Origin of the sequence: Algoriphagus aestuariicola (assembly GCF_017254835.1) — a bacterium.
In the GTDB taxonomy this organism is placed as follows: domain Bacteria; phylum Bacteroidota; class Bacteroidia; order Cytophagales; family Cyclobacteriaceae; genus Algoriphagus; species Algoriphagus aestuariicola.
The window spans coordinates 286822-299489 of the sequence record NZ_JAFKCW010000002.1 but is presented as its reverse complement, the minus strand read 5'-3'; the positions used below and the strand labels follow the sequence as shown (position 1 = coordinate 299489).

Annotated in this window: 7 protein-coding genes; 5 read left to right on the top strand and 2 right to left on the bottom strand. The window is 48.2% G+C overall.

The features are described 5' to 3' along the window. Nucleotides 1-173 precede the first annotated feature (173 nt). The 5 genes from J0A67_RS08555 (at nt 174) to J0A67_RS08535 (ending at nt 7637) form a co-directional block, all read left to right on the top strand. The gene (locus J0A67_RS08555) at nt 174-3233 is read left to right on the top strand and encodes a SusC/RagA family TonB-linked outer membrane protein (protein WP_206568893.1); all 3060 of its coding nucleotides are present in this window, start codon (nt 174-176) and stop codon (nt 3231-3233) included. Between the two features lie 45 nt (nt 3234-3278). Continuing rightward, entirely contained in the window at nt 3279-5024 is a 1746-nt protein-coding gene (locus J0A67_RS08550; protein WP_206568892.1) for a RagB/SusD family nutrient uptake outer membrane protein, read from the top strand. Between the two features lie 308 nt (nt 5025-5332). After that, complete coding sequence (locus tag J0A67_RS08545; RefSeq protein WP_206568891.1) at nt 5333-6328, top strand: SDR family NAD(P)-dependent oxidoreductase; 996 nt, start codon at nt 5333-5335, stop codon at nt 6326-6328. Between the two features lie 4 nt (nt 6329-6332). After that, nucleotides 6333-7160 carry an AraC family transcriptional regulator gene (locus J0A67_RS08540; protein ID WP_241265121.1) on the top strand — a complete coding sequence of 276 codons (828 nt, stop codon included), beginning with the start codon at nt 6333-6335 and terminating at the stop codon, nt 7158-7160. 210 nt (nt 7161-7370) lie between these two features. Further along, on the top strand, nt 7371-7637 hold the full coding sequence (locus J0A67_RS08535; protein WP_206568890.1) for a hypothetical protein: 267 nt from the start codon (nt 7371-7373) through the stop codon (nt 7635-7637). Between the two features lie 132 nt (nt 7638-7769). Here the strand turns inward: J0A67_RS08535 and J0A67_RS08530 are convergent, their stop codons facing one another. Then, nucleotides 7770-9206, bottom strand: coding sequence for a SusD/RagB family nutrient-binding outer membrane lipoprotein (locus J0A67_RS08530; protein ID WP_206568889.1), 1437 nt, complete (start codon nt 9204-9206; stop codon nt 7770-7772). 12 nt (nt 9207-9218) lie between these two features. Continuing rightward, a complete protein-coding gene (locus J0A67_RS08525) occupies nt 9219-12665 on the bottom strand; it encodes a SusC/RagA family TonB-linked outer membrane protein (RefSeq protein ID WP_241265120.1) in 3447 nt (1148 codons plus the stop codon). Between the last annotated feature and the right edge of the window lie 3 nt (nt 12666-12668).

Here is a 12668-nt window from a genome sequence, read left to right as displayed (position 1 = left end):
GAACCTAAGCCTTAATGATTTCCTAATACAAAAGTGATTTTATGGTAAATATTAGGTTCATTCTTCAAAAATATCGATTAAGTAAGTTCATAATCTAGTGATTGTAGGGTTCCTCCCAGGCAGTTTTTCAGCTCTACTTTTGCTCATTATTATTCATTTTAAACCTTTTAACTATGGGAAATTTTACACTTGTAAAGAGGTTCAATTCGCTTTTGACGATAATTTTGAGCGGATTATTCCTTTTCTTATCGGGTCTTTCGGGACTTCATGCCGAGCCTTCAGGATCTTATTTTCGGGAGAATTCCCGGGAAATTATAATGGGTTCCGTGAAGGATGAAACCGGTGCACCTTTGCCTGGTGCCGCGATTCTGGTAAAAGGCACCACTACGGGTACGATCACGGATCTGGATGGAAATTTTTCCATTGAGGTAGATACGGAGGCTGTGTTGGTAATTTCTTATCTGGGATACACACCGCAGGAAGTCCCCGTTGCTGGAAAGAACACTTTGACTATCCAACTTGAGCCGGAAAGCTCCCAACTTAACGAAGTCGTGGTGGTCGGCTATGGAACACAAAAACGTTCGGATGTCACAGGCGCGATAGGCTCGGTAAAACAGGAAAGCTTCAACAAGGGCGTAATTACCAATCCGGTGGACTTGATTCAGGGCAAAGTGTCCGGGGTGAATATCACTTCCACAAGTGGAGAACCGGGAGCGAATCAAAATGTGATCATTCGCGGGATCGGTAGCTTGAGATCCGGCACCCAACCACTCTATGTCTTGGATGGGTTTTTATTGGACAATTCCGATACCGGGATAGCCTCGAATCCACTCAATTTTTTGAATCCAAACGACATCGAAAGCATCGATGTATTGAAAGATGCCAGCGCCACCGCACTGTATGGATCCAGAGCCTCCAACGGGGTCATCGTGATCACTACAAAAAAGGGAAAAGCGGGGTCCTCACAAGTAAGTCTTTCTGCATCGATCGCTTGGTCTTCTATGTCCAAGCAGATCGACGTATTTGATGCGGATGAGTTTCGAAGACAGGTGGTGGCCGTAGGTGGCAACTTGGAAGATTTTGAAGGCGATACCAGATGGCAGGACGAATTGACCCAGGTTGGCTTTTCCCAAGATTACAATTTGTCCATGAGCGGAGCCAATCCTGAGAGATTTTCCTATTTCGCCTCTCTTGGCTATCAAAGTCAGGAAGGTATTCTGAAAAATTCAGAGTTGACACGCTACTCGGGAAAACTCAATATGACCCAAAAAGCATTCTCTGGTAGGCTATTGGTGGATTATAATCTGACAGCGTCTTATACGGAAAATATTCGTCCCGCTATGGGGTCCATCATCAGCGACATGCTCTATCTCAACCCGACGATACCCGCCTACACAAATGGCGAACCGACTTTGTTGAATACGAATGCGCTCAATCCCATCAAAAGGAATGAACTGTACAGCGATGATGCTGCCAACAACCGGATTCTTGGTACGATATCTCCTTCATTTGAGCTCTTCGACGGACTTACCTACAAACTGAATCTCGGGGTGGATTATTCCAATACGAGCAGGTATGTCCAATATCGCCCCTACACTGAGGTGGTCAATGAATCCAATGTTTCCGACGGCACTTTGGATGAGTTGATCTCGGCCAATACCAATAGCTTGGTCGAAAATACCCTCACCTACAACTGGATCAAGTACAAGAATAATCTCACCGTATTGGCAGGGCATTCCTACCAGACATTTTTGGATGAGTTCAGAGGAACCTCATCCAGGGGGTTTGCCGCAAACAATATTGAGCCGAGGTACCAAGACCACAACAGCACCAGCGAATTTCCGACAATCGTCAATTCATCTGCCGTCAAAAATGAACTTCAGTCTTTCTTTGGCCGGGTAAACTATGTCTATGACGAGAAATACCTGTTTACGGCGACTTTCAGAGCGGATGGTTCTTCGAAATTCGGGGATAACAACAAATACGGTTATTTCCCTTCCTTTGCTCTGGGCTGGAATATCAGCAAGGAGCCATTCATGGCGAATTCTCCATTCAACAACCTGAAACTTAGATCCAGCTGGGGTCAAACCGGAAATCAGGAAATACCCTCCAAAATCACCAAAGCGAGCTATTCAGAGGATCGCTTGGCCAACGGTTCGGGAAGTTTGAATACTTATCCAATTGACACGGATGGTAACACCCTCGATAGCTATCCTTATGGGATTGTGTTTACCAGACTGGCCAACCCGGATTTGCAATGGGAGGTCTCTACCCAGTTTGATGCCGGGATTGACTTTGCATTTTTTGATTTTCAGTTGACGGGTACCTTGGATTATTTCCACAAGGTGTCCTCAAATATCCTTCTGGAAGTAGTGCCCCCAGACCCTGTACAGCCCACCTCTACCTATTGGGACAATATTGAGGATATGAAGATCTACAACAGTGGTGTCGAGCTGGCATTGAACTACAGTTCCAAAACCCAGCGCGCATTTTCCTATGAAGTAGGGGGCAATATCACCTTTATCCAAAATGAGGTTAGGGATTCTCCTTATTCCGTGTTGACCACGGGGGCAGCCCAGGGCGCCGGGCAGACAGGCGCTACCATCAACGGGTATATCAACAATCAGCCAATCGGTGCATTTTATATGCTTCAGTTCGACGGAATAGGAGAGGACGGACTCAATCAATTCGTGGACGTCAATGGAGATGGTCAGATCCTCGACAATGATCGTAGTGTGGTAGGTAGTGCCATTCCGAAACTGATTTACGGGATCACTTCCAACTTCCGGTACAAAGGGTTTGACCTTGGTTTAAATTTCAATGGTATCTCGGGAAGCAAAATCTTCAATCATACGGCGATGTCTCTTTTCACCAAAGGGCAGCTCTCCCGATCCAACAATACCACCGATTTTGCAGTGCAGTTTCCGGAGGAATCGTTTAACAATTCCAACACGGTATCTACCCGCTACCTGGAAAACGGTTCCTTCTTCAGACTGAACAATGCGACATTGGGCTATAGCCTAAATCCTGAAAAAGTTGGCTTGGGTTCTTCTTTTCAAAACATCCGCCTTTCCCTGGTTGGACAAAATTTGTTTGTCATCACGGACTACACGGGCTTTGATCCGGAAATGAATACGGGCTCCACGTCTGGAGGAATCCAGACTTTTGGCATTGACCGGTTTACCTACCCGAGGGCAAGGACTTTTATGGTCAGTCTGAATGTCACCTTCTAATCTCCCAATTACCCAAAGGACAAAATCTTTAAACTATTCAAGCAAATGAAAATTCTTAACTATATAAAACTCGCTCCAACTGCGGTCTTTTTACTCGGGTTTCTGAGTTGCACCGATCTCAATGAGGAGATCCTGGACGAATCCCTTACGGGAACGGGGCAAGCCGAAATTGTGAGCGGATCGATCGCTCCGGTCTATGGCATGCTGAGACAGGTTTGGCTGCATACGGCCAATTTTGGCCTGCAGGAAGTTGCTTCCGACGAGGGTATTTTGCCATATAGAGGAGGAACCGACTGGTTTGATGGAGGAAAATTCATCGCGGTACACCAACACCTTGTGACTCCCGGAAATAGCCTCGTGGGAGACACGTGGACTAATATTACCTTGGCCTTGTCAAGAGCGGTGGCTGCCGAAGAACAATTACTTCTGGAAGTGGAAAACGGGAATGCAGCCGCGCAGAATCCACTTTATGAAATGGTGGCAATCAAAGCGTATCTCAACCTTCTGGCTTTGGACAATTGGGGATTGGTTTTTAGAAAGGACCGCTCTGACGAACAATCAGAGATTCTCAGAGGACAGGATGCGGTGGAGTATTTGGAATCAGAGCTTCTTTCTGTAGTCACGGTGATAAGTGATAGCAATGGGCCGGGAAGAATGAACAAACATGCAGTTGAGGCTCTGCTGGCAAGGCTCTATCTCAATGCAGCGGTTTATCGGGATCCCTATGGTACCCCAGAATTCAGACCCGAGGATATGGATAAAGTGATCCAGTACACCAACAGTATCATCAATGGTCCGTATTCTCTGTCACCTGAGTACTTCGAGCTATTTAATGACAACAACAACACCAATCCCGAGATTATCTTCTCATTGGATCAGCGAGGTGTACTGCAGACGGAGCATAGCAGATGGCAGTATTGGTCTATCTCTGGGGATCAGGTGCCAAGACCTGAATTTCCAAGTACTAGGGGGACCGATGCAGTTGCCGCAACTCCAGATTTTGTCCAGACTTGGTATGATGCCTATGGAAATGTGGACCCTGCAGACGCAGACGCCCGGTTTTTTCAGGAAAATACGATTATCCCTCAGGAACTCAGGAATTTGGCTGGAGTAGACCCCACCAATGATGCGGATCATTATTACTGCGTCGAGGCAGAGGATTTTGAAATGGACCGGGGAATCCTTCGGGGCGTAATCTGGGGACCTCGGAAAGATGGCAGTGGGAATATCATTCGATGCGAAGACGGCAAAGTCAGGGTCTATCCGGTGATCAACCGCAGAAGCAGCGGGGCAAACATCCGCTATGTAGACCATACCTTCCAGGTGGATTTTACCAACGAAGGTAGTCTCCACAATACCGGACACCGATTTTCAAAATATCAGTTTAGCCGAACAGCGACGGATTGCTGCTCCAGGAGTAGTGTGGATATCGTTTTGATCCGTTTGGGAGAGGTTTACCTTATGCGGGCTGAAGCCAAACTGAGAAAAGGAGATGCGGCAGGTGCTTTAGCGGATGTCAATACCTTGAGAACTTCCCGTACAGCGCGTCCTGCGCAGACTCCAGCACCTTTGAATACCCTGGATCTGGATATCCTGTTCAGAGAGTCCGGGTTTGAATTGTATTGGGAGGGATTGCGAAGAACTTATCAAATCCGATTTGGGAAATATGAAGATACTTGGACGGAAAAGACGGATCGCGACGTGAACAAGAGATTGTTCCCCATCCCGCAGCGGGCCATTGATGGGGCTTCCAATCTGCCGGGATTTTTGGTACAAAACCCGGGATATTAAGCGGTATAACGATAGACCATGGAAACGGCTTTGACAATCATTTTTCAAGCCAGATAGCCGTTCTCAAAAATGCTCATATGGTACCAAGGAAAAAGCCGGTCGGTCTCCGATCGGCTTTTTTTTAGAAATCCCATCCAGATTTTTTCTTCATGCAAAAAGCCCATCTTTTGTCTATCACACTATTGGTCGGAAAAGGCTGACGAGGTTTTCTTGCTGGATTGGCCTTCTGAACAAAGTAAATTTGGACTTTTGAACAAAGTCCGTCGAATCCTGGTGGCCTAATTTTGTTCCATAAACCGATGAAAAAAATGGAACAGACAAATTACAATGGAGCGCTTCAGCGAGCACTGGGTTCTGGTTTTGGAGCAAAGTCAACTGCCGCTGAGGTGATCAGGGGAATAGACCTTAAAGGAAAGGTGGCCATCGTAACAGGAGGTAATTCGGGCATAGGGCTGGAGACGGTGAGGACTTTAGCAGGAGCAGGGGCACAAGTGATCGTTCCGGCAAGAAACGTGGAAAAGGCCCGAGCCAATCTAAAAGACCTGGATCGTGTGGAGATACACGCGTTGGACATAATGTCTCCCGAATCAATTGATGCCTTTGCGGAATCATTTGTCAACTCTGGAAGCGCCCTGCATCTACTGGTCAACAATGCGGGCATCATGTGGGTACCCCTTCGGAGGGACGGGCGCGGGTATGAATCCCAGCTGGCCACCAACTATCTGGGGATGTTTCATCTGACGGCAAAGCTTTGGCCTGCACTCAAAAAAGCAAAGGGGGCTAGGGTAGTCAATGTTTCCTCAGGTGGACATCAGTTCTCCGATTTTGATTTTGAAGACCCAAATTTCAACACGCGACTTTATGAAACCTTGCTTGGGTACGGGCAGTCCAAAACTGCGGTCAACCTCTTTTCGGTAGAATTCGACTATCGGGCCAAAACCCATGGAGTTCGAAGCTATTCACTATGTCCTGGAGCAGTAGGCGGTACGGATTTGTCTCGGGAAGCGCCCATGGATCTCTTTCAAAAGTTGGGATATTGTGATGCCGAAGGTAATATCTTGCCCGAAGTCGCAGCTTCCTTAAAAACGCTGCCTCAGGGCGCCTCTACTACTGTCTGGTGTGCTGTCAGTCCCATGCTGGATCATATCGGCGGAGTGTATTGCGAAAATACCGACGTCGCAGACCTGAGCGCCGACTTGGCGATGATAGGTGGGGTCAAAACCTATTCGCTGGATCGGGGCAATGCCCTAAAACTATGGGAGCTCAGCGAAGAGTTGTTGGGGTTTGATTTTGATGTAAATTGAGCTCATGGCCCAGGAAATTGAATACGAGGTAGAATATATTCATTCAAAAATAAAACTATCCAGCTATACCGGCAGGTTGTTCAGGACAGAAGCTGCTTTTGAGGAGCATCTGTTGGTATGGCTGATTTCAGGAGAAACCAAAATCCTTGAAGCCGAAAGAACTTTGAGATTTGGGTCGGGGAGTACGTTTTTGATCCCAAGAAACCAGCTGGCAACGATTATCAATTACCCCAGCGGAGGCCAGCCGCACCAGGCTGTCACGATGCACCTCAGTCTGGAAGTCCTTCGCGAAATTTATGGCATCAGCGGCTTGAAGACGACAGACAAAGGCAAACTTGGAGTCTATGCCTTTGACAGACATCCCTTGCTGGACGGTTGTTTGGCGTCGCTGGTTCCTTATTTCGAACTGAAGGAAAAGATCCCAAGTGAAGTCGCAGCACTCAAAATCAAAGAAGCAATTACTATCCTCCGAAATACCGATGCAGGAATTGATCAAGTTCTGGGAAATTTTTCGGACCCATACAAGATAGATCTTGAGGCTTTTATGGAAAGGAACTTCATGTTCAACATGCCTTTGGAAAGATTCGGTTTCCTTACCGGTCGAAGTTTGACCACTTTCAAGCGGGATTTTCAAAAAATCTACCAAACCAGCCCCCAACGCTGGCTTACACAAAAGAGACTTGAACTGGCACGCGAACAGCTTCTGAAGACAGATAGGAAGCCTGTTGATGTTTACCTGGAGACAGGCTTCGAAAATTTGTCCCATTTTTCCCATGCTTTCAAAAAGCAATTTGGGATGTCACCGTCTCAGCTGCAAATACAGAATGGGTAGGATAGAGTGATGTGGCCAAAATAATTAAGGGCCGGTTCGCTAAAAGGTGTTTTTTGCCGTTGACGAATTTGAAGGGGGAACATGGTTAAAGTCGGTTCAGCGTAAAGTATCGGTCGGCAACATGCCAAGTGTTTGGAAAAACTGCGGTTGAAGACTGCTTTCGGCTTTAATTGTCAGAAAGATGATTGGTATAGTAGTCTAAAACACGACTTGCAAAGTATTTCGGAATTGGGTTTTGAAAGTGCATCTTCAAAAAATGCCATCGCCGTCACCCGATCTTCCGAAATCAACTACACCCAGTTGCAGCAGATCCGAAAGCGGGTTCCACCTTTGCTTTTTCCTGTGGGGACACAGCCTTCCAATCTCCAGGGTCGTTCATGTCCTGTTCAAGTTGAAATAGAAATCCCCGTCTATGGACGGGACTGGCAAATCCCCTGGGATATGAATGATATGTCTCCGATTGAGGTGGGTGACTAGACGCTCAATAGGCCCATGTAAAAGGCTTGGTTCAGACAAGAGTTTGAACTACAACAAAAAAAGCCCCGGTCACACGATCGGAGCTTTTCTCTTTATTGCTAAACCAACTCAGTTTTTAATTGGATAGTGCTTCTATTTTTCCCACCACACTTTCGTGTTGATATCGTCTCCTCCCATTCGGGCGACTGCGTCTTGGTAATTATCCGGATTGTTGATCTGTACGGAGACAGGATATTCGTATCGCACGGGCATGATTTGGTTGTTTTCCATGCCTGGGTTTTTGGGGAGCTCAGGCAGGCCTGTTCTTCGGTATTCAAACCACTGCTGAGTGTCGTTGAAGTAGAGCGCCACATATTTTTGCAACATGATCCGCTCCAGCGTCCCGTCGTAGGATGCAGCTGGATTGTCAAAATATCCGGCCGGGAGCTGCACATCCCATTGCTCCATGGCGGCCTTCACCCCTTTTTCATAATGTGCTTTAGCATCTGAAGAGATATATCCCCTTTGCGCCAGCTCGGCTTTGATGAATTCCACCTCGGCATAGGTCAAGATCAAAGAGAGCATCGGAGCCTGGACCAAGGCAATGTTGTGGTTGCTCGGGATGAATTTGAATTGCGTCTCCGCACCCTCGTATCCGCTTGGGATACCTTTGTATCCGATGGTAGTGGTGCCGTCCGAAGTTCTGGCCTGAGTCATAAATTTGGCTCGTCTCGGATCTTCCAGTGCATTCAGCTGATCGGCAAAGAACTCCGAGATGGAGCGGAAAGTCGTAAAATCAATCGCCCGGCCCCAAGGAGAAAGGTTTGGCGTTACCCCCGTGATCTGTAAGATTCCGGACTCTGCCGTGCTTGTGAACACAGGATAGGTAACAGGATCATTGACCATGGCGGCAAGTTTTGTGAATGCATTGACCTCCTCGCGATTCGAAACTCTCAAAAGCAGTCTTAGATGAAGCGAGTTGGTGAACTTTCTCCATTTCTCTACATCGTTATGAAAAAGGATGTCATCTCCATAGATCATGGCCTGGGAGTCATCATAGAGCGTATTCGCACGCTCCAAATCTTTGAAAATCTGGGTGTAAACTTCTTCTTGGGTGTTGAAGGTCGGCTGGAAAATACCGTCTTCTCCACGGCTTGCCTCGTCCATTGGAATGTCTCCAAAGCAATCCGTCAGCTGGCTCAGAGTCCAAGCTTTTAGCGTCAGCGATATCGCTTCATAGTTCACATCCGCATTGGCAATCGCAGAGGCTTCCATTTCCTTGATATTCACCAGCCATTTGTAGTGGTTGTTCCAAGTCGAGTTGCCTGTGGATTCCGTAAGCTCGTAGCGGTGGATGCCTCCGTTTGCACTCGGAAAGGGTAGTGCCACCTGCATGATCTGAAAGGTGAAGCCGTCCGCTCGACTGGTATTGAAACTGGCCAATCCATACAGGATCGGGTTGAGCAGGGTTCCGGGACTGATTTGGTCTATCCTGTTGGGATCTGTGTTGATTTCTTCAAAATCTTGGGTGCAAGATGTGGAAGCCCAAACCAGAGTTCCAATCAAAAGTGTTGCAATGTATTTTTTCATAATGATGTCTGATTAAAACTTGAGGGTAAGGTTCACGCCCATGGTTCTTGGGCTGGGCAGTTGTCCCATTTCAATACCGGGCAGCAAGGTTCCTCCGTTGAGTGCGGCGGTCTCCGGATCGAACATCGGGAAGTCAGTCCACATCGCCAGATCCCTTCCATATACTGCGATGGATGCCTGGCTGATGCTGGTTTTTTGCAGAAGTTTTGCCGGAATGGCGTACTCGATCCGTGCTTCCCGCAGCTTGATGAAGGAAGCGTCAAAGGAATTGGACTCCACATTCGCCCTGCGATAGTAATCCGCGTAATAATCCGCCAGGTTGACCTGCTTTGTGTTGGGAGAGAACGTTCCGTCCCCATTGTCCACAACGCCTTTGCCTATGATGAATCCGTCTTCACGGCCCTTCAGGGTGTGTGTCAACTTGCCTTGTTCAGACATCTTATGGTGCGTCTGGGAATATACCGTTCCGCCATACTGCCCGTCAAAAAGGATACTTACCCTGAGTGCTTTGTAAGCAAATTCATTTCTGAATCCGCCTTTCCACTTCGCATAGGCATTACCGATATATTGGATCTCCTCCGGTCTAGATGGCAAGCCATTGGCGCCGTAGACGATCTGTCCGTCCGGAGATCTGACGAATCCAAAACCATAGATGTCTCCCGTGGTTCCTCCTACTTTGGCAATAATCGTTGCGTTGCCGCCCACACCGATCACTTGGCTTCCGTCGACTTCATCGGGAAGGGAAAGCACTTCGTTTTTGTTCTTTGCCCAAGTAAGGAAAGCGTTCCACTGGAAGTTTGGTGACTTGATGGGACTGCCGTTCAAAACAAGTTCTACGCCTTGGTTCTTGACGTTTCCTGCATTCAGGATAGCACTGGAAAATCCGGTGGTAATGTCCACTGGTACTTCCAGAATTTGGTTTTTGGTTTCGGTGACGTAATAGTTTAGATCAAGGCCCAGACGTCTTTGGAAGAAAATCAACTCGATGCCGGTTTCAAAACTGGTTGTGATCTCCGGTTTGAAATCCGTATTGTAGAGGGTGGAAGGAACTGATGCAGAGCCAGGGAATTCACTCTGGCCGTAATATTTTGAGGTTCGGTAAGGTTCGGTGTCATTGCCCACCTGAGCTCCGGATACTCTAAGCTTGGCAAAGGAGATCTGGGTAGGCAGCGTGAAGATGTCGGACAGCACAAAGCTTGTACTGAGCGAAGGATAGAAAAAGCTGTTGTTTTGGGTGGGGAGCGTACTCGACCAGTCATTTCGGCCGGTAATGTCCACAAACACCTTTTCGTCAAAATCCACCGAAACCAAGCCATACAAGGAATTGATGACCCGGTTGGAATTGCTGGTGGAGAGAACGGGATTGTTGACCCCGTTGGCCAGCTTATAAACCCCCGGAATCACCAGCCCGTCCACATAGGCGCTCATCATCCGGTATTCCCTTTTCATGTGATTGCCACCGATACTTGCTCTCAGCGAGATCTTTTCCGCCAAGTTTCCCTTGTAGGTCAACAGGAAATCAGAATTCTGCTCGTAGTTGGTGATGTCCTGCTCCTTGTAATAGCCCCGCTGGAAATTGGCGGTGCTGTAGGGCCGCTGCTGCGCCCGTTCCTCTTGACTCATCGCCAGACCCGCACGAACCATCAATTCAAAATGATCATCGAAGGCATAGTTGGCGGAGAGATTTCCAAACACGGAGTTGTTGTTTACCGAGTTGGTCATCTCGTAGGCTATCAGGTAGGGGTTGTCAATGAAGGAGCTGAAAGGGTGAACCTGATCCACGTTTTCCTGGCCTGATTTCCAAATCGGACGATACCACTGCAAGTCCACATTTGGATTTTGGAAGATCATGAAATAGGCGATCGACTGGTTGTTGTAGCCCGTCGCCGGCAGATTATCCGAGTTTTTGTTGGTGTAGTTTGCCTTGGCGTTTAGACTCAGCTTTTTGCTGATTTGCTGTGAAGCTGAAAGAGCCGCGACTAACCGATTAAAGCCGGTGTTTGGCATCATCCACTCGTTTTTAGTCTGGGTGATCGAGGCACGAAGGGAGCCCGTTTCGCCACTTCCGTCCAGCGCAACGGAATTGATCATGTTAAAGCCGGTTTCCCAGAAGCCCTTCACGTTGTCCTCATAAGGTCTCCAAAGTTGCCGCTCAGCAGATTGTCCCTCCAGCGTCGGATCGTACTGATAGTAGGATTGGCCTTCAAACTTAGGGCCGAAAGCACTGCTCGTTCCTCCGGTATTGGCTCCGTCTTCAGAAACTCCATAGCTGTAAAACAAGTCTCCGTTTGCGTTGAAAGCCCGTCCGGTGCCCTGGCCGTATTCATGCTGGTAGTCGGGCCACTTCAATACGTTCTGGAAACTGATGTTTGAATTGATCGTGACACCAAGGCCTTTGGTTTTCCTGGCGCCGCTCTTGGTCGTGACAATCAAGGCGCCATTTGCAGCACGGCTACCGTAAAGTGCCGTTGCACTGGCTCCTTTTAGCACCGTTATATTCTCGATGTCATCCGGGTTGAGATCGGCTATCCCATTCCCAAAATCCACCGGAACGTCATTGCCGGAGCCGGCACCATAGGCGTTGTTTACGCCGGAAGAAGTCAGTCCGGAATTCATCGGAACCCCATCAACCACAATGAGTGCAAAGTTTCCATTAGGATTCAGGGAGTTATCTCCCCTCAGACTGATTTGTGAGGAGTTCATAGGGCCGGAGCCCGCCGAAAGCACATTGAGACCTGCTACTTTTCCCCTCAGTGCATCTGACCAATTGTTGGATCTGGCATCGAGCAATTCCTCAGAGTCTACCTTCTGGGTGGCGTAGCCCAGGGCTTTCTCCTCGCGCTTGATCCCCAGGGCAGTGACTACGACTTCGCCGAGGGATTCACTGTCCAGCTGCATCCGTACCGTCAATTCGGTTTGATTTTGGATCAGAACCTCCTGTCGGTCGTAGCCCACATAAGAGAAGACCAGGGATGCCCCTGCATCGACGGTAATGGAGAATTTTCCATCCAGATCCGTCGTCGTCCCTTTGGTGGTACCTTTGATGATGATGTTCACGCCGGGCAGGCTCTCTCCGGTATCCCCATCTAACACAGTTCCGGATAGGCTCACACGCTCGGCTACAGTCGCAATGACAGGGACTCTTTGCTGGGTGCTTACCGCGATGGTGGTCTTGATTTGCTTAAACTTCAGGGAGGATTGCGCCGAGATCGTCTCCAGGATCGTCTGCAGGTCAGAGCGCTTGGTTGAGAATCTGACTTTTTTGCTCAGGTCGAGACCGCTTTCGTAGGAAAACCGAAAGTCAGACTGCTTTTCGATCTGTCTGAAAGAGGCCGACAGGGACATTTCTTCCGAAGAGAACGCAATTGGAGTTTCTTCCAATCTCTGGGCTGAAAGGGCACCGGCAAACACCATCGAGTGTAGGCAGCAGCAGAGGAGACAAGCCGTAAATAAGCTCATAAA

Excerpts from the sequence above, each read along its gene's own strand:
- J0A67_RS08555 (WP_206568893.1), top strand. The coding sequence starts at position 174 with ATGGGAAATTTTACACTTGTAAAGAGGTTCAATTCGCTTTTGACGATA.
- J0A67_RS08550 (WP_206568892.1), top strand. The coding sequence starts at position 3,279 with ATGAAAATTCTTAACTATATAAAACTCGCTCCAACTGCGGTCTTTTTA.
- J0A67_RS08545 (WP_206568891.1), top strand. The coding sequence starts at position 5,333 with ATGGAACAGACAAATTACAATGGAGCGCTTCAGCGAGCACTGGGTTCT.
- J0A67_RS08540 (WP_241265121.1), top strand. The coding sequence starts at position 6,333 with ATGGCCCAGGAAATTGAATACGAGGTAGAATATATTCATTCAAAAATA.
- J0A67_RS08530 (WP_206568889.1), bottom strand. The coding sequence starts at position 9,206 with ATGAAAAAATACATTGCAACACTTTTGATTGGAACTCTGGTTTGGGCT.
- J0A67_RS08525 (WP_241265120.1), bottom strand. The coding sequence starts at position 12,665 with ATGAGCTTATTTACGGCTTGTCTCCTCTGCTGCTGCCTACACTCGATG.